The organism is Pantoea sp. Fr+CA_20 (assembly GCF_024520835.1).
GTDB classification, from domain to species: Bacteria; Pseudomonadota; Gammaproteobacteria; order Enterobacterales; family Enterobacteriaceae; genus Pantoea; species Pantoea allii.
Genome location: NZ_JALNPN010000018.1, coordinates 70,598 through 94,567, shown reverse-complemented (window position 1 = coordinate 94,567; position 23,970 = coordinate 70,598). Strand labels below are relative to the sequence as shown.

General features: G+C 52.6%; 20 protein-coding genes. 4 read left to right on the top strand and 16 right to left on the bottom strand.

All coding sequences use genetic code 11. The annotated features are described in order from the left end of the window. Nucleotides 1-8: 8 nt before the first annotated feature. From dnaE to rpsB, 16 genes are all read right to left on the bottom strand, one after another. Nucleotides 9-3,491: a DNA polymerase III subunit alpha gene (gene dnaE, locus NR177_RS18660; protein ID WP_241568486.1), complete on the bottom strand. Its 3,483-nt coding sequence runs from the start codon at nucleotides 3,489-3,491 to the stop codon at nucleotides 9-11. Nucleotides 3,492-3,519: 28 nt separating this feature from the next. Then, the gene (rnhB, locus tag NR177_RS18655) at nucleotides 3,520-4,146 is read right to left on the bottom strand and encodes a ribonuclease HII (protein ID WP_063878484.1); all 627 of its coding nucleotides are present in this window, start codon (nucleotides 4,144-4,146) and stop codon (nucleotides 3,520-3,522) included. Then, nucleotides 4,139-5,287 (bottom strand): lipid-A-disaccharide synthase, encoded by a 1,149-nt coding sequence (gene lpxB, locus NR177_RS18650; RefSeq protein ID WP_256853393.1) that lies wholly within the window; start codon nucleotides 5,285-5,287, stop codon nucleotides 4,139-4,141. The genes rnhB and lpxB overlap by 8 nt, the downstream gene beginning before the upstream one ends. Nucleotides 5,288-5,290: 3 nt before the next feature. Next, the gene (gene lpxA, locus NR177_RS18645) at nucleotides 5,291-6,079 is read right to left on the bottom strand and encodes an acyl-ACP--UDP-N-acetylglucosamine O-acyltransferase (RefSeq protein ID WP_063878482.1); all 789 of its coding nucleotides are present in this window, start codon (nucleotides 6,077-6,079) and stop codon (nucleotides 5,291-5,293) included. 3 nt (nucleotides 6,080-6,082) lie between these two features. Continuing rightward, nucleotides 6,083-6,538 carry a 3-hydroxyacyl-ACP dehydratase FabZ gene (fabZ, locus tag NR177_RS18640; RefSeq protein WP_063878481.1) on the bottom strand — a complete coding sequence of 152 codons (456 nt, stop codon included), beginning with the start codon at nucleotides 6,536-6,538 and terminating at the stop codon, nucleotides 6,083-6,085. 153 nt (nucleotides 6,539-6,691) lie between these two features. Next, a complete protein-coding gene (gene lpxD / locus NR177_RS18635; protein ID WP_096012107.1) occupies nucleotides 6,692-7,717 on the bottom strand; it encodes a UDP-3-O-(3-hydroxymyristoyl)glucosamine N-acyltransferase in 1,026 nt (341 codons plus the stop codon). A 3-nt stretch (nucleotides 7,718-7,720) separates the two neighbouring features. Next, a complete protein-coding gene (locus NR177_RS18630; RefSeq protein WP_063878479.1) occupies nucleotides 7,721-8,221 on the bottom strand; it encodes an OmpH family outer membrane protein in 501 nt (166 codons plus the stop codon). Nucleotides 8,222-8,317: 96 nt separating this feature from the next. After that, nucleotides 8,318-10,729: an outer membrane protein assembly factor BamA gene (gene bamA / locus NR177_RS18625; protein WP_109718251.1), complete on the bottom strand. Its 2,412-nt coding sequence runs from the start codon at nucleotides 10,727-10,729 to the stop codon at nucleotides 8,318-8,320. A 51-nt stretch (nucleotides 10,730-10,780) separates the two neighbouring features. Next, on the bottom strand, nucleotides 10,781-12,130 hold the full coding sequence (gene rseP, locus NR177_RS18620) for a sigma E protease regulator RseP (RefSeq protein ID WP_096012105.1): 1,350 nt from the start codon (nucleotides 12,128-12,130) through the stop codon (nucleotides 10,781-10,783). 12 nt (nucleotides 12,131-12,142) lie between these two features. Then, the gene (cdsA, locus tag NR177_RS18615) at nucleotides 12,143-13,000 is read right to left on the bottom strand and encodes a phosphatidate cytidylyltransferase (RefSeq protein WP_063878476.1); all 858 of its coding nucleotides are present in this window, start codon (nucleotides 12,998-13,000) and stop codon (nucleotides 12,143-12,145) included. 18 nt (nucleotides 13,001-13,018) lie between these two features. Continuing rightward, nucleotides 13,019-13,771, bottom strand: coding sequence for a (2E,6E)-farnesyl-diphosphate-specific ditrans,polycis-undecaprenyl-diphosphate synthase (ispU, locus tag NR177_RS18610; RefSeq protein ID WP_013024690.1), 753 nt, complete (start codon nucleotides 13,769-13,771; stop codon nucleotides 13,019-13,021). Between the two features lie 177 nt (nucleotides 13,772-13,948). Then, on the bottom strand, nucleotides 13,949-15,145 hold the full coding sequence (gene ispC / locus NR177_RS18605; RefSeq protein WP_109718262.1) for a 1-deoxy-D-xylulose-5-phosphate reductoisomerase: 1,197 nt from the start codon (nucleotides 15,143-15,145) through the stop codon (nucleotides 13,949-13,951). A gap of 109 nt (nucleotides 15,146-15,254) precedes the next feature. Then, a complete protein-coding gene (frr, locus tag NR177_RS18600; RefSeq protein ID WP_063878474.1) occupies nucleotides 15,255-15,812 on the bottom strand; it encodes a ribosome recycling factor in 558 nt (185 codons plus the stop codon). Between the two features lie 143 nt (nucleotides 15,813-15,955). Beyond that, the gene (pyrH, locus tag NR177_RS18595; protein ID WP_063878473.1) at nucleotides 15,956-16,681 is read right to left on the bottom strand and encodes a UMP kinase; all 726 of its coding nucleotides are present in this window, start codon (nucleotides 16,679-16,681) and stop codon (nucleotides 15,956-15,958) included. 154 nt (nucleotides 16,682-16,835) lie between these two features. Further along, nucleotides 16,836-17,687 carry a translation elongation factor Ts gene (tsf, locus tag NR177_RS18590; RefSeq protein WP_063878472.1) on the bottom strand — a complete coding sequence of 284 codons (852 nt, stop codon included), beginning with the start codon at nucleotides 17,685-17,687 and terminating at the stop codon, nucleotides 16,836-16,838. Between the two features lie 183 nt (nucleotides 17,688-17,870). Then, nucleotides 17,871-18,596 (bottom strand): 30S ribosomal protein S2, encoded by a 726-nt coding sequence (gene rpsB, locus NR177_RS18585; RefSeq protein ID WP_014592960.1) that lies wholly within the window; start codon nucleotides 18,594-18,596, stop codon nucleotides 17,871-17,873. 319 nt (nucleotides 18,597-18,915) lie between these two features. On the opposite strand from rpsB, the gene map reads away from it, so the two are divergent. The 4 genes from map (at nucleotide 18,916) to NR177_RS18565 (ending at nucleotide 23,950) form a co-directional block, all read left to right on the top strand. Next, nucleotides 18,916-19,710 (top strand): type I methionyl aminopeptidase, encoded by a 795-nt coding sequence (map, locus tag NR177_RS18580; RefSeq protein WP_063878471.1) that lies wholly within the window; start codon nucleotides 18,916-18,918, stop codon nucleotides 19,708-19,710. Between the two features lie 65 nt (nucleotides 19,711-19,775). Next, a complete protein-coding gene (glnD, locus tag NR177_RS18575) occupies nucleotides 19,776-22,424 on the top strand; it encodes a bifunctional uridylyltransferase/uridylyl-removing protein GlnD (protein WP_256853392.1) in 2,649 nt (882 codons plus the stop codon). Nucleotides 22,425-22,504: 80 nt separating this feature from the next. Further along, entirely contained in the window at nucleotides 22,505-23,329 is an 825-nt protein-coding gene (gene dapD, locus NR177_RS18570) for a 2,3,4,5-tetrahydropyridine-2,6-dicarboxylate N-succinyltransferase (RefSeq protein ID WP_256853391.1), read from the top strand. A gap of 228 nt (nucleotides 23,330-23,557) precedes the next feature. Continuing rightward, complete coding sequence (locus NR177_RS18565; protein ID WP_063878468.1) at nucleotides 23,558-23,950, top strand: DUF3461 family protein; 393 nt, start codon at nucleotides 23,558-23,560, stop codon at nucleotides 23,948-23,950. Nucleotides 23,951-23,970: the final 20 nt, after the last annotated feature.

Below are 23,970 nucleotides of genomic sequence, written 5' to 3'. Positions count from 1 at the left end.
TTCCTGTTTTAGTCAAACTCCAGTTCCACCTGCTCCGACCCAATTAACGACCGCAAATCGTTGAGTAAACGATCGCTGGGCGAAATTCGCCACGCTGCACCAAAGCGTAGCTTCGCTCGCGCGTCGGCTCTCTGATAGTAGAGATGCACCGGAATTGTCCCTGAACGATGAGGTTCCAGGGACTGACGGAGTCGGTTTAATAGCTGGTCATCAATTTGCCTGTCCGTCAGCGAGATAGCAAGTCCACGCGCGTATTTTTCGCGCGCTTCGTCGATGTCCATGACTTCCCGGGCGGTCATTTTAAGCCCACCGCTGAAGTCATCAAAGCTGACCTGTCCGCTAACGATCAGGATACGGTCTTTCTCCAGCAGTTGCTGGTATTTATCTAACGCATCGGTAAATAACATGACTTCGAGACGACCAGAGCGATCGTCAAGTGTACAAATACCAATTCGGTTGCCGCGTTTGGTCACCATTACACGCGCCGCAATCACCAGACCTGCCGCGACGGTAATCTTACCACGATCGGTAGGATGCATATCTTTCAAACGCATCCCGCCAACGTAACGCTCAATTTCTTTTAAATACTGGTTAATGGGATGGCCGGTAAGATACAACCCAAGGGTTTCTCGCTCACCATCCAACTGCACCTGTTCTGGCCAGGGCGTAACGCTGGCATAAGACTGTTCGACCTGTTCAGGCTCGTCGGCCAGCACGCCAAACATATCCGCCTGGCCGATGGCTTCGGCTTTCGCATGTTGATCCGCCGCTTTCAGCGCATCGTTCAGCGCACTCATCAAGGCAGCACGATGCGGACCCAGACGATCAAAGGCACCGGACATGATCAGCTTTTCCATAACCCGACGGTTGATCTTTTTGGTGTCGGTGCGCGCGCACAGATCGAACAGTTCACGGAAGTAACCACCCTCATTACGCGCATCAATGATCGCTTCGATCGGGCCTTCACCCACGCCTTTAATCGCGCCAATGCCGTAAACGATCTCGCCTTCATCGTTCACGTGGAACTGATACAGCCCTGAGTTGATATCCGGCGGCAAGACCTTCAGCCCCATGCGCCAGCATTCGTCCACCAGGCCAACCACTTTTTCGGTGTTGTCCATATCGGCCGTCATTACCGCCGCCATAAACTCAGCCGGGTAATGCGCTTTCAGCCACAGCGTTTGGTAGGACACCAGCGCATAAGCAGCCGAGTGCGATTTGTTAAAACCGTATCCAGCAAATTTCTCTACCAGATCGAAGATTTTCATCGACAGTTCACCGTCGATGCCCATCGTTTCCGCGCCGTCTTTAAATATTGAGCGCTGCTCAGCCATCTCTTCGGGTTTCTTTTTACCCATGGCGCGTCGCAGCATATCCGCCCCGCCAAGCGTATAGCCTGACAGGACCTGGGCGATCTGCATGACCTGTTCCTGGTAAAGGATGATGCCATAGGTTGGCTCAAGCACCGGCTTCAGGCTTTCATGCTGCCACTGGATATCAGGATAGGAGATGGCTTCACGACCATGCTTACGGTCGATAAAGTTGTCCACCATCCCCGACTGCAACGGGCCAGGGCGGAACAGCGCCACCAGAGCGATCATATCTTCGAAGCAGTCAGGTTTCAGGCGCTTAATCAGATCTTTCATGCCGCGCGATTCAAGCTGGAAGACCGCCGTGGTCTCCGCGCGCTGCAGCATATCAAAGCTCTTTTTGTCTTCCAGCGGGATGGTGGCGATATCAATCGGCGGCAGACCCTGCTTTTCACGGCGCGGGTTAATCATCTTCAGCGCCCAGTCAATAATGGTGAGCGTGCGTAGTCCCAGGAAGTCGAACTTCACCAGACCGGCATATTCCACATCATTTTTATCGAACTGCGTAACCGGATACTGTCCGTTTTCATCACAATAAAGCGGCGCAAAATCGGTGATTTTCGTTGGCGCGATAACCACACCGCCCGCATGTTTACCGGCGTTGCGCGTTACCCCTTCCAGCTTGCGCGCCATATCGATCAGCGCTTTGACCTCTTCATCTGCCTCATAGATTTCCGGCAGTTGCGGTTCCGCAGCAAAGGCTTTTTCCAGCGTCATGCCGGGATCGGGCGGCACCAGTTTTGAAATACGATCGACGAAACCATAAGGATGGCCCAGTACGCGACCGACATCCCGAATCACCGCTTTCGCCGCCATCGTTCCGAAGGTAATGATCTGGGACACGGCTTCGCGGCCGTACATGTCGGCAACGTGTTCAATTACCTGGTCGCGTTTTTCCATGCAGAAATCGACGTCGAAGTCGGGCATGGAGACACGTTCCGGGTTCAGGAAGCGTTCGAACAGCAGGTCAAACTCCAGCGGATCAAGATCGGTGATCTTGAGTGCATAGGCCACCAACGATCCCGCACCTGAACCACGTCCCGGACCGACCGGCACGCCATTGTCTTTGGACCACTGGATAAATTCCATCACGATCAGGAAGTAGCCCGGAAAACCCATCTGGTTGATGACGTTAAGCTCGACATCAAGACGCTCGTCGTATTCTGGACGCTTCTCTGCGCGCTCGGCTTCGTCAGGGAACAGCATCGCCAGACGCTCTTCCAGCCCTTCCCGTGATTTCACCACCAGAAAGTCTTCGGTGGTCATATCGCCGGTAGGGAACTGAGGCAGGAAGTACTCACCCAGTCGTACCGTCACATTACAACGCTTAGCAATCTCTACGCTGTTTTCCAGCGCTTCCGGGATGTCTGCGAACAACTCACACATCTCTTCTTCACTGCGCATATATTGCTGAGGGCTGTAGTTGCGCGGACGCTTAGGATCGTCGAGCGTGTAACCATCATGAATGGCAACCCGGATCTCATGGGCATCGAAATCTTCTTCATTGATGAAGCAGACTTCGTTAGTGGCAACAACCGGGATTCCTTCTGCAATCGCCAGCTCAACCGCCGCATGCAGGTAGCTCTCTTCGTCAGGACGACCGGTACGGATCAACTCCAGGAAGTAGCGATCGGCAAAGTGTTGCTGGTAGAAAGCCAGGCAGTCCGCAACCAAGGTACTGTTACCGCGCAGCAGGCTACGGCCCACATCCCCGCGTCGCCCGCCTGACAGCAGAATCAGTCCTTCCTGCAGTTCAGCCAGCCAGTCGCGATCGATAATGGGGCCGGCAATACCGTATCCCCGTTGGTAAGCACGAGAGATCAGCAGCGTCAGATTTTGATAGCCGGTGTTATTGGTCGCCAGCACGGTAATCTGGGTCAGTTCATCGCCCATTAACTCGCTGGCAACGTTAAAATCTGCCCCGATAATTGGTTTAACCCCTGCGCTATGCGCACCACCGTAAAATTTCACCAGACCGCAAAGGTTGGTGAAGTCGGTAATCGCAATGGCTGGCATACCCAGCGCAGCCGCTTTCTTAACCAACGGCCCGGTTTTCGCCAGACCGTCGACCATTGAATAGTCGCTGTGAACGCGCAGATGTATAAAACGAGGTTCGGCCATATCAGTTTCCGGTTAAAACAAGGTCGGATTAGCGCAGCGTGGTCAGGCTGCTCGCCAGCACGTCGGCATCAATCAGCGCATTGCGCACAGGCGCAAAGCTGCGCCGATGATGAGGTGTCGCACCGTACTGCGTTAACTTTTCCCTATGTAACGCCGTAGGATAACCTTTATGTTGCGCGAAACCATACTGGGGAAACAACAAATCGAGTTCTGCCATTTCGCGATCGCGCGTGACTTTGGCAATGATGGACGCGGCACTGATTTCGGCAACCAGGCTATCCCCTTTTACCACGGCCAGAGAAGGCATCGGTAACGCCGGGCAGCGATTGCCGTCAATCAGCACAAAGTCTGGCGTGAGCGGCAAGCCAGCCACCGCGCGCTGCATTGCCAGCATGGTGGCATGCAGAATATTAAGACGGTCGATCTCTTCTGGATCTGCGCGCCCCAGGCTCCAGGCGAGCGCTTTCTCTTTGATCTGATCAAACAGCGCCAGGCGGCGTTTTTCGGACAGTTTTTTGGAGTCCGCCAGACCGGGGATCGGGTTGGCGGGATCGAGGATCACGGCGGCGGTCACCACCGCGCCCACTAATGGCCCGCGGCCCACTTCATCCACACCGGCAATGCACCGGGCAGCAGGATAGATAAAATCAGCCATTGGCGAGCTCCAGCACCGCATCTGCGGCTTGTTCATCGGCGTTCCAGCGAATCTGCTGATGCAGTTCGTAAAAAGTATGCAGCAGCGTTTCACGTTCGCTACTGGCGTGCAGCAACGGGTCCAGCGCGGCTGACAGCGCTTCAGGCTGACATTCATCCTGCAACAGCTCTTTGACCAACTCACGCCCGGCCAACAGGTTTGGCAACGAAACGTAGTCAGTCTTGACCAGTCGCTTAGCCAGCCAGAAGGTGAACGGCTTCATGCGGTAGCCGACAACCATCGGACATTTTGCCAGCATGCACTCAAGCGCGGCCGTGCCAGACGCCAGCAGTGCAGCATCACTGGCCACCATCGCTTCCCGTCCCTGTCCATCCAGCAGATGCATTGGCAGCTCAGGCGCAACCTCCGCTTTGATTTTTTCAAACTGCTCGCGGCGCTTAGCGTTGACCAGGGGCACAACAATTTCCAGCGACGGATAATGTTGGCGCAGCCGTTGCGCCGTTTTGAGGAAGTCTGCACTGAGCATTTCGACTTCGGCACCGCGACTGCCCGGCAGCAACGCAAGGCAGAGCGCCTCCTCATCTATGCCCAGATGACGGCGCGCCGCTGATTTATCGGGCTGTAGCGGCATGGCATCGGCCATCGTGTGTCCAATAAAGCGACAGGGGACGTCAAAACGGTCGTAAAAGGCTTTTTCAAAAGGCAGAAACGCCAGCACCAGATCGGTGTTGCGACCAATTTTAAACACACGTTTTTGCCGCCAGGCCCAGACAGAGGGACTCACGTAATGAATGGTGCGAATACCAGCGCGTTTGAGGTTGCCTTCCAGCGTGATGTTAAAATCCGGCGCATCTATCCCAACAAATACGTCAGGTTTGAGCGAGATAAAGCGCTGGGTCAAATCGCGGCGAATCGTCAATAAACGCCGTAACCGCCCCAGCACCTCAACAATGCCCATTACCGCCAGTTCTTCCATCTCGTACCAGGCTTCACAGCCTTCGGCCTGCATCAACGGGCCAGCGACACCGACAAAGCGGGCATCAGGATGACGGGCTTTTAAAGCCCGAATCAGGCCTGCGCCAAGAATGTCGCCAGAGGTTTCTCCGGCGACCAGGGCTATCGTAAGGGGACGCGCTGACATGAATTAGCGAATTAATCCACGTGTTGAGCGGGCAAAGAAATCAAAGAAAGGCTGCACTTCGCTGTGCTGCTGAGCAATCGCTTCGATTTCCGGTTTGACTTCATCCAGCGTTCTGCCGCTGCGATAAAGTAACTTGTAGGCGTTGCGGATAGCGTGCAGTGCTTCTTTGCTGAAGCCACGGCGCTTCAGGCCTTCAATGTTGATACCGAATGGCGTGGCATGGTTGCCTTGCGCAATCACATACGGAGGGACATCCTGAACAACGCCTGAACAACCGCCGATCATGACATGTGAACCAATAGTGCACCACTGATGCACCGCCGTCATGCCGCCAATGATAGCGAAATCATCCACAGTGACATGCCCACCCAGGGTCGCGTTATTGGCAAAAATACAGCGGTTACCCACCACGCAGTCATGGGCGATATGGGCATTCACCATAAACAGGTTATCGCTACCAATGGTCGTGGTGTTAATACCCTGCGCCGTACCGCGATGAATCGTCACGCTTTCACGGATGCGATTACGGTCGCCAATATCAACCCGGGTAGGTTCACCCGCGTATTTCAAATCCTGATTCACTTCGCCAATCGATGCGAACTGATAGATCTGATTGTCTTTGCCGATACGCGTATGGCCATTCACCACCACGTGTGACTTAAGTACGGTTCCCTCACCAATCTCGACATTTGCCCCAATAAAACAGAAAGGGCCAATATGCACGCCGGGGCCAATAATTGCCCCGTCTTCGATCACTGAACTGGGATGGATGTTGGCGGTTGGATCAATCACGAATTATGCCTCCCGGCTACGGGCACACATCATGGTCGCTTCACAGACGATTTTACCATCGACAGTCGCTACGCCAGTAAAGCGAGTCAGACCGCGACGGGTTTTCTCGAAGGTCACTTCCATGATCATTTGATCGCCCGGTACAACCGGACGCTTGAAACGGGCATTATCAATGCCAGCAAAATAATAAAGCTCGCCTGGCTCCAGTTTACCTACGCTTTTGAATGCCAGAATGCCGGTGGCCTGAGCCATCGCTTCCAGAATCAGCACGCCGGGAAAAATCGGTTTACCAGGGAAATGTCCCTGGAAAAACGGTTCGTTAAAGGAGACGTTCTTCACGGCGCGCAGATATTTGTTTGCTTCAAAATCCAGCACGCGGTCTACCAGCAGAAACGGATAACGATGCGGCAGCAGCTCTAAAATCTCTTCAATTTGCAGAGTATGAGTTTCAGTAGTCAAAATACTCTTCCTGTCCTAAAAAATCTGATGACATCAATAACACGGCCTGCACCGATCATCATGATCGTTGGCAGGCCGCAAATAGGTTCCGTGGCGCCTGGCTTCCCTGCTTAACACTGTTATTATGAAAGCCGGTCAGTCATGGGATGGCGTTTAGTCGTCTTTACCGACTTTCCGCTCGATTGCTTTTAAGCGTTTGCTTATTTCATCGATATTCATCACCAACGCTGCAGTTTTGCGCCAGGTTTTGTTGGGCTGTAATGGAATCCCTGAGGAGTATACACCAGGTTCTGTTATCGGACGCATAACCATGCCCATGCCGGTTACGGTCACTTTGTCACAGATTTCCATATGGCCATTGATGACGCTGGCACCGCCAATCATACAATAACGACCAATTTTCAAACTACCCGCCATGATCACACCGCCAGCAACCGCAGTATTGTCGCCAATAACCACGTTGTGAGCAATCTGACACTGGTTGTCTATGATAACACCATTGCCGATCAGAGTGTTATCCAGAGCGCCACGATCGATGGTGGTACAGGCACCAATTTCTACCCGATCGCCAATCACCACGGAGCCCAACTGCGGTATTTTCACCCAGTTGCCGCGATCGTTAGCATAACCAAACCCATCCGAACCAATGACGGTACCGGACTGAATCAGACAATCCTGACCAATCTGCACCTCATGGTAAACCGAGACGTTAGCCCATAAACGCGAGCCCTTGCCGATACGGGTTTTTTTGCCGACGAAGCAGCCAGCGCCGATGACAACGTTATCACCGAGCTCAACATCGGACTCAATAACGGCATTCGCACCGACAGAGACATTTTCACCGAGTCTGGCGCTGGAATCGATTACGGCGCTGGGTGCAATATGCTGCGCCGGCTGCGGCGTCGTATCCAGCAACTGCGCCATGCGCGCATAGGTGAGATAAGGGTCTTTGACCACCAGCGCAGCGGTTTTACACCACTCCAGATCCGCTTCCGTCAGCACCACGGCTGATGCCTGAATCAGGGCGAGCTGCTCGCGGTAACGGCTGTTGGCAAGAAATGTGATTTGACCAGAGGTGGCGGATTGCATAGAAGCAATGCCGGAGATGACGATATCGCCATCTCCGTGCAATTCTGCATCCAACTGCTGGGCTAAATCAGCCAGTCGAATTGATGACATCGATTATTTAACCTGCTTTACAACATCATCGGTGATGTCTTTAACATCGGAACCCGAATACAGAACAGCCTGAGAATTCAGCACCAGGTCATAACCGCCGCTTTTGGCAACAGACTGAACAGCGGTCTGGATTTTTTCCAGTAACTTGTTACGTTCCTGAACCTGACGCGTCTGGTTGTCTTTTTCGAACGCATCCGCTTTCACCTGGAATGCATCACGCTCAGCGGTGATCTGCTTCTCTTTCTTGCTGCGCTCGCTGGCTTTCATGGTTGGCGCATTACGCTGCAGATCCTGCATTTCCTGCTGGATTTTATCGTGCTGAGAACGGAGTTCTGCCGCGCGGCCCTGGAACTCACTCTCGAGCTGTTTGGTGATGGTCGCGCGCTGAGGTGATTTCTGGAAAACCTGGCTCAGATCAACAGTTGCGACTTTGTCCGCCGCCTGTGCGCCAGCAGAAGCAGCCAATGCAACACCCAGAGTAACTGCACATAACAACTTTTTCACTATAAACTCCTTACCCTCAACATGTATGTTTGCAGCGTGGAGCATAGCAATGCGCCACGCCTGCAAGCTAATTTTTTCACATCCCTGTGTAGAGCATTACCAGGTTTTACCAATGTTAAACTGGAACTGCTCTGACTTATCTCCATCAACTTTCTTGATCGGCTGGGCGTAAGAGAATACCAACGGCCCCAGCGGCGACATCCACTGTAAAGATACACCGGTCGAAACGCGAATATTGTTCGGATCGCTGTAGTCAGGAATGCCAGCAGCACGCGTTTCCGCCGTGTTCTGCCATTTGGTATCCCAGACCGTACCTGCATCGACAAACAGCGAGGTACGAACCGAGTTAGCATATTTCTCACTCAGGAACGGGGTCGGCGTGATCAGCTCAAGGCTGGCAATCGCCATGGCGTTACCACCGATGGCATCACTCGACTTACAAATACCGTTCGGATCGCTCAGGTTACAGAAGGAAGAGCCATCGTTCAGGTAAGCCGCTTTGGGACCAATGGTGTTGGACTGGAAGCCACGCACGGTACTGGAGCCACCGGCATAGAAGTTCTCATAGAACGGCATCTCTTTACCGCTGAGTCCATCGCCATAACCAACACGACCACGGCCTAAGACAACCCAGGTATGATCTTTATTGATGGGCACATACTGCTGACTGTCTAAGGTCATTTTGTAGAACTGGTTGTCAGACCCCGGAATCGTGACCTTGCCGTTCAGGTTAGTACGGTTACCTGAGGTGGCAAAGAAACCACGGTCCAACGTGTTGTATGTCCAGCCATAGTTAAAGGTGAAGTCATCAGCCGAGAAGTCACCATTGCTGTTCAACTGCTGTGGCTTACCAACCGAGTCGAGATAGCGCCACATCGCAACCTGCGGACGCATGTCTGACAGGTCGTTATGGACATAGCCCAGACCGACGCGCAGCGAGTTGTTCTCATTGATTGGGAAGCCCAATGTCCCGTCTGTACCATAACTTCTGTTGGTATAGCCGGAGAGATCCGCGTTACTGGCTTTAAAGTTGTTGTAGAACACCCGGCCGCCCAGACTCACACCGTCAACGGTGAAGTAAGGATCGGTCAGAGAGAATTCTGCATAGGTCTGATAATCGTTTTTGGTCCCGCTGATACCTACCGTATTACCGGTACCGAGCCAGTTATCCTGAGTTACGCCGACCTGGAAGCTGACGCCACTTTCCGTACCGTAGCCCACACCAAAGTTAAAGGTACCGGTGTTACGCTCTTTGACTTTATACACCACGTCAACCTGGTCAGGTGAACCTGGTACACGCTGCGTATCGACATCAACGGTTTCGAAATAACCCGTACGGTTCAGACGCTCTTTGCCCTGATCGACCAGGTCGCTGCCCAGCCAGGCACCTTCCATCTGACGCATTTCACGACGTAAGACGGCATCTTTCGATGTGTCATTACCTTCGAAGCGCACTTTACGCACGTAGTAACGGTTGCCCGCATCGACGTTGATATGCAGCTTAACGGTTTTATCGGCATCGTTGATTTCAGGCTGCGTCACAACGCGGGGATAAGCGTAGCCATAGCGGCCCAGCAGCTTCTTGATATCATCTTCCATCGACGTGACTTTCGTGCCGTTATACAGCTCGCCCGCCGGTATTTTTGTCAGATGTTCGATTTCAGCCGAATGGCCTGCCATGCTGCCGTTGACGATAACGCCAGCAATCTTGTACTGATCGCCTTCGTTAATATTAACGGTGATGTAGATGCCTTTCTTGTCCGGCGTCAGGCTGACCTGCGTCGAATCGATGTTGAAACGGGCATAACCGCGATCCAGATAGAAGCTGCGCAGGGTTTCAAGGTCACCCGCCAGTTTCTGCTTCTGATATTTACGGTCACCCACGACGTTCCACCACGGCACTTCGTCGCGCAACTGGAAGCGAGAAATCAACTCATCTGAGCTAAACGCTTTGTTACCTACAATGTTGATCTGCTGAATCTTTGCAGAAACACCTTCGGTAAACACCAGTTTCAAATCGACGCGGTTACGCGGCAGCGGCGTGACCACGGCTTTAACGCTGGCGGTATATTTGCCCACGCTGTAGTAGAAGTCCTCCAGTCCCTTCTCGATAGAAGAGATGGTGGTGCGGTCCAGCGCTTCGCCGACGCGCACGCCTGAGGCTTCAAGGTTTTGTTTGAGCTGATCGTCTTTAACCGCTTTGTTACCGCTAAAGGTAATGCTGGCGATGGTGGGACGTTCTTTGACCTGAACAATCAGCGTATTACCATCTCGCAGGACCTGAACATCCTCAAAGTTGCCAGTTGCGAACAGGGAGCGAATGGTATTTCTGACGTCATCGTCATTCACCGTATCGCCAACCCGAACTGGCATGCTCAGCAGAGCCGCGCCAACGGCGACTCGCTGCAGCCCTTCGAAATGAATGTCCTTCACCACGAAATCGTCTGCACCGTAAACGGTGGCGCTGCTAAACAGCAGCGACGCTATGAGCAACTTTTTCATCGCCATCGTTATTATGCGTTTTCCTAACACATCCCACGCAAGCTCGCGTTCCAGCGGTTACAAACGTGAGAAATCATTGAAAAGTGCAAGCCCCATTAACATCACCAGCAGTATTGAACCGATGCGGTAACTAAAGTCTTGAACTCGCTCGGACACCGGTCCACCTTTAATCTTTTCGATCGCAAGGAAGAGCAAGTGCCCACCATCTAAAACCGGTAGCGGGAACAGGTTGATAATTCCTAAGTTGACGCTAATCAACGCCAGGAACATCAGGTAGTAAATCATTCCGTACTCAGCTGACAAACCTGCACCTTGCGCAATCGAAATCGGGCCGCTCAGGTTGTTCAACTTCACATCACCGGTTATTAACTTGCCCAACATGGAAACGGTCAGCTTCATTAATTGCCAGGTTTTTACACTGGCTTCACCAATGGCTGAAAACGCACCATATTGTCTTACCGTTTTGTACTCGTCTGGCAATGGCACAACGCGGGGGATCACCCCTGCGAATCCTTGCGCTGTATTCCCAGGCTTCGCTTCCGGCGTCAGGGTTAACTGCACCGCTTCACCATTACGATCGACCTCAAGAGCGATGCTTTTTCCAGGGTTATCCCGAACCTGAGTGGCAAAAAGCTGCCATTGCGTTAATAACTGACCATCGACTTTAACGATCCTGTCGCCAGCTTGCAAACCGGCTTCACTGGCTGGCGAATTCTTTTGCACTTCAGCCAGGGTCGTTTCAATCTGCGGCCCACGAGGACGAATCCCCAGCGCCACGACCGGGTCCTGCTTATCAGGCTCGAACTGCCAGTTGCGCAAATCGACCTGCTTCTGCTGCGTCCCCTGCTCGCCAAACTGGCTCACCGTTAGCGTGGTGCTGGCATCACCGATTTTACCGATGAGCGCCATGCGGACAGCTTCCCAATCAGGCGTTTCGATACCGTCAACGGCCTTAAGTTCCGTACCGGGTGTAATTTGCGCTTCTGCCGCCACCGAACCGTTCAGAATTTCACCAACAACCGGTTTTATACCGGGCACGCCATGGATAAACACGACCCAATAGGCAAAGATAGCGAACAGGAAGTTGGCAATCGGGCCCGCAGCAATAATCGAAGCGCGCTGCCAGATGGCTTTATTGTTAAATGCCTGATGCCGAAGCTCAGCGGGCACGCTTTCAACCCGCTCATCCAGCATTTTGACGTAACCGCCAAGAGGAATAAGGGCGATGACAAATTCGGTACCGTGACGGTCGCGTCGTTGCCATAACGCTTTGCCAAACCCGATCGAAAAGCGCTCTACTTTCACACCGCAACGCCGCGCCACCCAAAAGTGACCAAATTCATGCACGGTGATGAGTACGCCCAGTGCAACGATAAATGCGGCAAAACTCCAGATTACGCTTAACATCGTTGTTTGCCCTTAGAGTGTCTGAAACACCAACAGCAATAAACAGGCAAATACCGGCACTGCTGCTGTCAGGCTGTCGATGCGGTCAAGAATACCGCCATGTCCCGGAATCAGATTGCCGCTGTCTTTGATGCCGGCCTCGCGTTTAAACATGCTTTCAGTGAGATCGCCCAGTACCGATGCAAGGGTCGACATCACAGCACATATCACCAGTGTGCCGGTAGGAACGGAAAGCGGCGCAAAACTAGCAAACAGCACCGCAATCAACGCGGAAGAAACCAGTCCACCCAGAAAGCCTTCCCATGTTTTGCCCGGGGAGACTTTCGGCGCCAGTTTGTGTTTGCCAAACAGTTTGCCAAACATATAGGCACCCGAATCGGCTCCCCATACCAGAAACATGACAAACAGCAGCCACCATGCACCGGCAAAGTGATCGGCTTCGTAATGATATTGACGGAGCGCCATCATGCCCCAGAAGAAAGGGATAACCGTTAGCGCGCCAAACAACAGGCGCAATGGCCGGGAGCGACGCCATATTGCGGCAGAGGCAGGATAAAACAGAACCAGTAGTAACGCACCGATCCACCAGGCCAGCGAGGCCCACAGCCAGACAGCCACCTGCGGCAGATGCGCGTTATGTTCGTAAGGAGGAAGGGTCAACAGCATCAGCGTCAGTACCAGACCGCATATCAGTGCCAGCCAGACACGTTGCTGACGAGATGCCATACCAGACAGCTGCCCCCATTCCCAGGCGGCAAGCATGCAGATAATGATCGTAATAATTGCAAAGCCAACAGGCGGTAACCAGAACAATGCAGCGATCACCAGCGGGATAAGAATCAGCGCGGTGATCAGACGAGACTTCAGCAAAGGTTACCCCCAGATTGCTCAGGCGCCGCCTGGTGCAGCGCCGCCAAAGCGTCGCTCCCGCAGAGAGAATGCATTCAGTGCACCTTCAAAAACGTGTTCATCAAAATCCGGCCAAAGCACATCAGTAAAATAGAATTCCGCATAGGCAATTTGCCACAACAGGAAGTTGCTAATCCGATGCTCTCCCCCGGTCCTTATCACTAAATCCACTGGCGCTAACTGGTTCATACACAGTTGAGACGTCAGACTCTCTTCGGTTATCTGGTCAGGGCGTAACAAGCCTTCCTGAACCTGCTCAGCCAACTTTTTAACGCCTTCGATAATATCCCAACGCCCGCCATAGTTAGCAGCAATGTTCAGCGTCAGTCGATCGTTATTCTCCGTCAGTGCTTCTGCACGACGGACACGTTCCTGAATACGCGGGCTGAAACGGCTGATATCACCAATGATGCGTAAGCGGACATTGTGCTTGTGCAGGCTTTTCACTTCGCTATCCAGCGCCCAGACAAACAGTTCCATCAAGGCAGTCACTTCCTGCGCTGGACGGCTCCAGTTTTCGCTACTAAAGGCGTAAAGCGTTAACGCTTCCAGATTATTGCTGACGGCAAAGCTTACGGCGCGGCGCACTGATTTCACGCCAGCTTTGTGACCGGAGATACGCAGTTTTCCCTGGTTCTTAGCCCAGCGGCCGTTGCCATCCATGATGATAGCGACGTGGCGTGGACCGGTTCCCTGTTGGTCATCGGTGTTGTTGTGATTTTCAGACGACATAACGCGTAATCAATTCCTTTCATCAGAAATGCTGTGGTTTCTGAATACATTGCGCCCGGTACAAATCCCGACATTGTCTGCCAGGCCACACCGAATTTGGTGACAGACCGTTAAACGCGAGCCAGCGACTATAACATTTTCACCTGAAGCGAACAAATAGCCTCAACGCAATCGTTGTTATACCGTGTAACGTGGCAACATTTCTGTCGCCGCCGCCCGCGCGATACGATCAATTTCGATGACAGCGTCCACAGAGTCCGGTTCCTGACACTGCTGAGCTGACAGCACCGCACTGTTTAACGCCGCAATATCCGTAAAGCGAATTCGCTGATTCAGGAAAGCCGCCACGGCTATCTCATTGGCCGCATTGAGCGTGGTGGTCGCCGCCTGCCCGGCTTCGCAGGCATCAATCGCCAGTTTCAGACAGGGATAACGGCCAAAATCAGGTTCTGAGAACGTCAGTGCCGACATGCGGGTAAAGTCCAGCGGTGTGACCCCAGCGTGAATTCGCGCTGGCCAGGCCATACTGTGGGCGATAGGTGTTCGCATGTCAGGCGAACCTAACTGTGCCAGCACGCTGCCATCGCAGTAACGCACCATGGAGTGGATCACCGATTGTGGGTGCAAAATCACTTCCATCTGCGCTGCGCTGGCATTAAACAGCCAACGAGCTTCAATGTATTCAAGACCTTTATTCATCATGGTGGCCGAATCAACAGAGATTTTACGCCCCATTGACCAGTTCGGATGTGCACAGGCCTGATCTGGCGACATGCTGCTCAGATCCGCTAAATTTGTGTCACGAAAAGGGCCACCCGATCCCGTAAGAATAATCGACTCAATGCCGTTATTCTGCAGGTCAGCGTAACCTAACTGATGCTGGATGGTAGCGGGCAAACTCTGAAAAATCGCATTGTGCTCGCTGTCTACCGGCAACAGCTGGGCATTGTGCTGGCGCACCGCCTCCATAAATAAACGGCCGCAGGTCACCAGTGATTCTTTGTTAGCCAGCAAGACGGTTTTACCCGCGCGAATCGCTGCCAATGTCGGTAATAACCCTGAGGCACCCACAATCGCCGCCATCACCTGGTCAACGTCATCTAATGCTGCCAGTTCACAGGCTGCCTGAACGCCGGAGAGCACTTCAGTGTTGATCTTTAATGCTCTCAGTCGCTCACGTAGCGCGGCGGCGGACTCTTCATCTGCCATTGCCGCATAGCGCGGTTGGAACTGCACGCACTGCTCCGCCATTAGAGCCACATTTTTACCCGCCACCAGCGCCGTGACCTGGTAAAGCGTGGGATTGGCACTGACCACTGCCAGCGTACTGGTGCCTACCGAACCGGTAGAACCGAGCAGAGTTAATCGCTTCATAATGCTGTCCATGTAAAGGTAAAACGTGGGGCACAATGTAAAACGCCGCCAGAGGTGGCCTTCTGTCAGAAGGCCTCTCTGTACGGCGTTTTAATCGGTGATGATGGAATCAGAAGTCCATCAACTCCGTTTCTTTTTCGGCCAATGCCGCATCAACTTTCTTGATGTGCACATCGGTCATTTTCTGGATTTCGTCCTGCGCACGACGTTCGTCGTCTTCGCTGATTTCTTTATCTTTCAGCAACGCTTTGATTTTATCGTTGGCGTCGCGACGGACGTTACGTACGGATACACGTCCCTGCTCTGCTTCACCGCGTACGATTTTAATCAGATCTTTACGACGCTCTTCCGTCAGCGCAGGCAGTGGAACACGAATGTCCGCACCCGCTGAGTTCGGGTTAAGTCCAAGATCGGATGCCATAATCGCTTTTTCTACGGCCGGGCCGAGAGAGCGATCAAACACGTTGATTTTCAGCGTACGGGAGTCTTCAACGGTGACGGAAGCCAGCTGACGCAGTGGCGTCGGCGTACCGTAATATTCAACGATAATGCCGTCGAGCAGTGAAGGTGAAGCACGACCTGTGCGTACCTTGCTGATAGTGGTTTTGAATGCTTCGACGCATTTGTCCATGCGCGTGTCAGCATCTTTTTTAATGTCGTTAATCACGTTAAAACCCTTGGATTCGGTTTGACCTGGCCAGTTCCGGCATCACCGGAAGCGGGATCGATAATCATCGATAATCCTGACTGGTGCACGGTTAAACAATACCGCACTGACAGAATATACCTTATTTTATCTCGCCTCGGGTATTAATGCGTAATCAGGGTACCTTCTTTTTCACCCATCACTACGCGACGCAATGCGCCAGGCTTGTTCATGTTGAAAACGCGGATTGGCAGTTTGTGATCGCGCGCCAGCGTAAACGCGGCGAGATCCATCACTTTAAGCTCTTGATCCAGCACTTCCGCATAAGTCAGTTTTTCGTACAGGGTTGCATCGGGCTGCTTCACGGGGTCGGCTGAGTAAACACCGTCAACTTTGGTGGCTTTCAGCACCACATCCGCTTCGATTTCAATGCCACGCAAACAGGCAGCGGAATCCGTCGTAAAGAACGGGTTACCGGTACCCGCAGAAAAGATGACAACGCGGTTGTTACGTAACAGGCTGATGGCTTCTGCCCAACTGTAGTTGTCACAAACGCCGTTCAGGGGAATGGCGGACATCAGACGGGCGTTCACGTACGCGCGGTGCAGTGCATCACGCATTGCCAGGCCGTTCATTACCGTCGCAAGCATCCCCATATGGTCGCCCACAACACGGTTCATGCCTGCCTGTGCCAGACCGGCGCCACGGAACAGGTTACCGCCGCCAATCACAACGCCCACCTGGATACCCAGCTCGACCAGCTCTTTGACTTCCTGAGCCATGCGGTCAAGCACGCTCGCGTCGATACCAAAACCCTCTGCACCCTGGAGTGCTTCGCCGCTGAGTTTGAGCAGGATACGTTGATAAACAGGTTTTGCGTTGGTCGCCATGGTCAATTCTTCCTGGAAGATATGATGAATGAGAAGTAATTCCGATCAATCATCCGCTTAGAGCAAAAGAATTGCTATTGGGATGAAACTGAAAACGTATCTTTTGCCTGAGGCAGACAAAAAAGAACCGCCATCTGGCGGTTCTTTCAGATCATTAAGACTGTTTGGACATTGCTGCAACTTCAGCAGCAAAATCAGTCTCAACTTTTTCGATGCCTTCGCCCACTTCAAAGCGGATGAAGTTAATCACGTCAGCGCCCTGCTCTTTCAGCGCCTGGCCAACGGTTTTGCTTGGGTCGATAACGAATGCCTGACCTGTAAGAGAGACTTCACCGGTGAATTTCTTCATACGGCCTTCAACCATCTTCTCAGCGATCTCTTTTGGCTTGCCAGACTGCATCGCGATGTCCAGCTGAACCTGGTATTCTTTATCAACGACGTCTGCAGAAACGTCTTCTGGCTTAACAAACTCAGGTTTGCTTGCCGCAACGTGCATGGCGATCTGTTTGATCAGATCGTCGTTAGCGCCTTTGGCAGAAACCAGAACGCCGATACGTGCGCCGTGCAGGTAGCTGCCCAGCTCTTCGCCTTCCAGCAGTGCAACGCGACGAATGTTGATGTTCTCGCCGATTTTAGCTACCAGGGCAACACGCTCTTCTTCGAACTGTGCTTTCAGAACGTCAACGTCGGTGATGCGGTCAGCCGCAGCAGCGTCAAGAACTTTGTCAGCAAACGCCTGGAAACCGCCGTCTTTTGCAACGAAGTCAGTCTGGCAGTTAACTTCCAGAATCACACCGTAGTTACCAACGATTTTGGTTTTGATTACGCCATCAGCAGCAACGTTACCCGCTTTTTTCGCTGCTTTAATTGCGCCAGACTTACGCATGTTTTCAATCGCCAGCTCGATGTCGCCGCTCGCTTCAGTCAGCGCTTTTTTGCAGTCCATCATGCCTGCGCCAGTACGCTCACGCAGTTCTTTTACCAATGCAGCGGTAATTTCAGCCATTCCAGAATCCTCGGTTCGTACCTGAGCACAAGTGCGTCAGAAGGTACTTATTTGCGGAAAATTTACTCTGTCCCGCCGACCTGAACAGGGGCGTAACAGACTTGGATAAAATAAAGGGGCCAAGTTTGGCCCCTTACAGATCACATCTGAATGCTAAGGGCTCTTATGCAGAGCAAACCTTAATTAAGCGTTTTCTAAAGACGCTTCTTCAGCCTGCTCAGCCAGATCCTGAGAGCGGCCTTCGCGAACGGTGGTCGCAACGGCAGTCAGGTACAGGTTGATAGCACGGATCGCATCGTCGTTACCTGGGATAACGTAATCAACGCCATCTGGATCGGAGTTAGTATCAACGATAGCAAATACTGGGATACCCAGGTTGTTTGCTTCTTTGATTGCGATGTGTTCGTGGTCAGCATCGACAACAAACAGTGCATCCGGCAAACCGCCCATGTCTTTGATACCGCCCAGGCTGTTTTCCAGCTTGGCCAGCTCACGAGCGCGCATCAGCGCTTCTTTCTTGGTCAGTTTGTCGAAAGTGCCGTCCTGAGACTGAGTCTCAAGCTCTTTCAGACGTTTGATAGACTGACGAACGGTTTTCCAGTTGGTCAGCATGCCACCCAACCAGCGGTGGTTTACGAAGAACTGGTCGCAGCTCAGTGCAGACTCTTTGATCGCTTCGGCAGCAGCGCGCTTAGTACCAACGAACAGAATCTTACCTTTACGGGAAGAGATTTTGGTCAACTCAGCCAGAGCGTCGTTGAACATTGGTACCGTTTTTTCAAGGTTGATGATGTGAACTTTGTTACGCGCACCAAAAATGAATGGCTTCATTTTTGGACACCAGTAACGGGTCTGGTGACCGAAGTGAACACCAGCCTTGAGCATATCGCGCATGGAAACAGTTGCCATGATTACTACCTCTAGTTTAATTGGGGTTGGGCCTCCATGTATCCCATACAACCGACCTCTTTCAAGGCACCCCGGCGTATGTGTCGATACATGTGTGTTTTATTTACACATAGTGAGATTGTTGCGTTTCCCGCTGACCTTAACGGCCATACAGAGAATCGTCGGCGCGCTTTATACCACAATCACGCTTTGGACGCCAATAAATGTTCGCTAACTGGCCGCGAAGCGTTCTCTGTTTGGCAGCCCTTTTAGCTTGCTGTTAACATGAGAGCACAGCTTTCATTATTGCTGAAAATTTCAGCAGCAGCGGAATAATTTAATGGCAATCACAATTAAAACCCCCGAAGAAATCGAAAAAATGCGCGTCGCAGGCCGCCTGGCCGCCGAAGTGCTTGAAATGATCGAACCGCATGTGCAGCCCGGCGTGACCACCGGTGAGCTTGACCGTCTCTGCCATGAACACATTACGCAGCAGCAACAGGCCATATCCGCTTGCCTGGGTTACCACGGTTTTCCCAAATCCGTCTGTATCTCTGTGAATGAAGTGGTTTGTCACGGTATTCCCAGTGACGATCGCCCGTTAAAAGATGGCGACATCGTGAATATCGACGTGACCGTCATTAAAGACGAGTACCACGGCGATACGTCGAAAATGTTTATTGTCGGCAAACCCACTATCCAGGGTGAGCGCCTGTGTCGTGTGACGCAGGAAAGCCTCTATTTGTCCTTACGCCTGGTAAAACCGGGTATTCGCCTGCGTGAGTTAGGCCGCGCTATCCAAAAATATGTCGAAGCGAATGACTTCTCGGTGGTGCGTGAATATTGCGGTCACGGCATTGGCAAAGGTTTCCATGAAGAGCCACAGGTGCTGCACTACGATGCCGATGACAGCGGGGTTATCCTGCAGGCGGGCATGACCTTTACCGTAGAGCCGATGGTGAATGCCGGTGACTATCGCATTCGTACCATGAAAGATGGCTGGACGGTGAAAACCAAAGATCGCAGCTTGTCGGCGCAGTATGAGCATACTATTGTGGTGACGGATAACGGCTGTGAGATTTTAACCCTGCGCAAAGACGACACCCTTCCCGCGGTGTTAGTTAACCAGGATTAATTCCACCACTGATGAAAAAGCCGGCGCTATGCCGGTTTTTTTATGGTTAACGATGAGAGCGTTGCATGAGCCTGTCGCAAGAAGTAAAAAACGGCCTGAAAGATTCGCCTGGCGAGTGGCAGGACGATCAGCTAACACGTGAAATAATCAAGCAGCGCCTTGAGGGCTTCCAGCAGCACCTGGCGGCGGCCTTTGACAGTGGTGAGGCTGTCGAAAGTCTGGTTTATGCCCGAACCCTGTATATCGATCGCCTCTTACGTCGTTTATGGCGTTTTTTTGGCTTCGACAGTATGAAATCCATCGCCCTTGTCGCCGTAGGAGGCTATGGCCGGGGTGAGCTTCATCCGCTCTCCGACATTGACGTCTTAATTCTCAGTCGTCAGCCGCTGAATGAAGCGGCCGCCCAGAGTGCCAGCGCACTGCTGACGCTGATGTGGGATCTCAAGCTGGAAGTGGGCCACAGCGTACGCAGCCTGGAAGAGTGCCTGCTGGAAGGTTTATCCGACCTGACGGTGGCAACCAATCTGATTGAAGCGCGGATGCTGACCGGCGATGTCGCCCTGTTTCTTGAACTGCAAAAAAATGTCTTCAGCGATGGCTTCTGGCCGTCATCTCGCTTTTTCGCCGCCAAAATAGACGAACAGCAAGAACGCCATAAGCGCTATCACGGCACCAGCTACAACCTGGAACCGGATATTAAAAGCAGTCCCGGCGGATTACGCGATATTCATACGTTGCAGTGGGTTGCAAGGCGTCACTTTGGTGCCACAACACTTGACGAAATGGTGGGATTTGGCTTTCTGACAGAAGCCGAACGCAGCGAACTGAACGAGTGCCAGTCGTTTCTTTGGCGGATTCGTTTCGCGTTGCATTTGTCTCTGCCGCGTTACGATAACCGCCTGCTGTTTGATCGCCAACTGAGCGTTGCTCAGCGCCTTAATTATCAGGGCGAAGGCAACGAACCGGTCGAGCGCATGATGAAGGATTTTTATCGCGTCACGCGTCGTATCAGCGAACTGAACCAGATGCTGTTGCAGCTGTTCGATGAAGCCATTCTGGCGCTCTCCACTAACGAAAAACCCTGTGCCATTGATGATGACTTTCAGCTTCGGGGCAACCTGATCGATCTGCGTGATGAAACCCTGTTTGACCGCGAGCCCGAGGCGATTATGCGCATGTTCTACGTCATGGTGCGCAATCAAAATATCAAAGGCATCTACTCCACCACGCTGCGCCGCCTGCGTCATACTCGCCGCCACCTCAAGCAGCCGCTGTGCCAGTTGCCCGAAGCACGGCGCTTATTTATGTCGATCCTTCGTCATCCCGGTGCGGTCAGTCGCGCCCTGGTGCCCATGCATCGCCACAGTGTGCTCTGGGCTTATACGCCGCTCTGGGGCCAGATCGTCGGACAGATGCAATTTGACCTGTTCCACGCTTATACCGTCGATGAGCACACTATCCGGGTGTTACAGAAGCTGGAGAGTTTTGCCAACGAAGCGACGCGTCCACAGCATCCTTTATGCGTTGAGCTGTGGCCGCGCCTGCCCCAGCAGGAATTACTGCTCATGGCGGCGCTGCTGCACGACATCGCGAAAGGACGTAACGGCGATCACTCTGTTCTTGGTGCCGAGGACGCGCTGGCGTTCGCCGAGATGCACGGCCTTAACTCGCGTGAAACGCAACTTGTCGCCTGGCTGGTGCGCCATCATCTGTTAATGTCCGTGACGGCGCAGCGCCGCGACATTCAGGACCCCACGGTGATTCAGCAGTTCGCCGAGGTCATGCAGAACGAAAACCGACTGCGTTATCTGGTGTGCCTGACGGTCGCTGACATCTGCGCCACCAATGAGAGCTTATGGAACAGCTGGAAACAAAGTCTGCTGCGTGAACTGTTCTTTGCTACTGAAAAACAGCTACGCCGCGGTATGGAGAACAGCCCGGATCTGCGCGAGCGCGTGCGCCATCACCGTCTGCAGGCACTGGCACTGCTGCGCATGGACAACATTGATGAAGAGCGCTTACACCATATCTGGAACCGGTGTCGCGCCGACTACTTCCTGCGCCATACGCCCAATCAGATCGCCTGGCATGCCCGTCATTTACTGGTGCACGATCTTAATCACCCTCTGGTGCTGGTCAGCCCGCAGGCGACGCGCGGCGGCACCGAAATTTTTATCTGGAGTCCGGATCGTCCACACCTGTTTGCCGCCGTGGCAGGCGAACTGGATCGTCGCAATCTCAGCGTGCATGATGCGCAAATTTTTACCAGCCGCGATGGCATGGCGATGGACACGTTCATCGTGCTGGAGCCGGATGGCAGCCCGCTGTCGCCCGATCGTCATGCGCTGATCATTCAGGCGCTGGAACAGGCGATTACCCAGTCAGAATGGGTGCCACCGCGGACCCGTCGCCAGGCCGCCAGGCTGAAACACTTTAACGTGGATACCGAGGTGAATTTCCTGCCAACGCACACCGATCGTCGCAGTTATCTGGAGCTGGTTGCCCTGGATCAGCCGGGGTTACTGGCACGCGTGGGCGAAGTGTTTGCCGATCTTGGCGTCTCTCTGCATGGCGCACGTATCAGCACCATCGGGGAGCGAGTCGAGGATTTGTTCATTTTAGCGAATAGCGAACGCAAGGCACTGGACGAGGAAATGCGTCACACGTTGCAACAACGGTTGACAGAGGCCCTTAATCCAAACGATAAAGTGTGACCCGCTTCAATTTGTGAACATCAATTTTTTACCCGTGCCGGTCACTGGCTGGCACCACAAATGACAGATCAGGAAAAAATATGCAACAGTTACAGAGTGTTATTGAATCTGCCTTCGAACGTCGCGCTGACATCACCCCGACCAGTGTCGATACGGAAACTCGCGAAGCGATTAATCAGGTTATCGCTAAACTGGACAGCGGTGAGCTACGCGTTTCTGAAAAAATCGAGGGTGAATGGGTAACGCATCAGTGGCTGAAAAAGGCCGTTCTGCTCTCTTTCCGCATCAATGACAATCAGGTGATGGAAGGGGCTGAAACCCGTTTTTATGACAAAGTACCGATGAAGTTTGCCGACTGGGATGACGCGCGCTTTAAAGCAGCGGGCTTCCGCGTTGTACCGCCTGCTGCGGTACGCAAAGGTGCCTGTATTGCGCGTAACACGGTGTTAATGCCTTCCTATGTAAATATCGGTGCCTATGTTGACGAAGGCTCCATGGTAGATACCTGGGCGACCGTTGGCTCCTGTGCGCAGATTGGTAAAAATGTGCATTTATCCGGTGGTGTAGGAATCGGTGGTGTCCTTGAGCCGCTGCAGGCCAACCCAACCATTATCGAAGATAACTGCTTTATTGGTGCACGTTCTGAAATTGTTGAAGGCGTCATCGTTGAAGAAGGCTCCGTCATTTCAATGGGCGTTTACATCGGTCAGAGTACCAAGATTTACGACCGCGAAACCGGAGAGATCCACTATGGTCGCGTACCTGCCGGTTCTGTCGTCGTCTCGGGTAATCTGCCGTCTAAAGATGGTAGCTACAGCCTCTACTGTGCAGTGATCGTGAAAAAGGTCGATGCGAAAACCCTGGCGAAAACCGGTATCAACGAACTGCTGCGCACTATCGACTAATTTGTCGGACTGTCGGACGGGCTGCACCAGACAGCCCGTCATCTTTTGTTTACAGCTGTTACGGGTAATGTTGTTTTTCTACGCGAACCAACAGGTGCGTTTACTTTTCATCCAGGTCATAATTCGCGCCAGTTAAATCCTGTTGCGCACTGATTCATGTTATTTATGTCTATAGTCATTAAGTCATGAACACTTCTGCGCGCTTATTCATTTGGTGGAAAAAACGTTATGTATGACAATATTAAGAGCTTAGGCATTAGTAACCCTGAGGATATCGATCGCTATAGCCTGCGTCAGGAAGCGAATAACGATATTTTGAAAATTTATTTCCGCAAAGATAAAGGTGAATTCTTCGCCAAAAGCGTGAAATTTAAATATCCTCGTCAGCGTAAAACCGTCGTTGCCGATAACGCCTCTCAGGGCTATCGTGAAGTGCAGGAAATCAGCCCGAACCTGCGTTATGTTATTGATGAACTGGATCAAATCTGTCAGCGCGACCAGGTTGAAGTCGATCTGAAACGTAAAATCCTCGATGACCTGCGTCATCTTGAAGGTGTGGTTTCTCATAAGATCGCGGAAATTGAATCCGATCTGGAAAAACTGACCCGCAACGGTCGTTAATTATTTCAGACAACGATAAG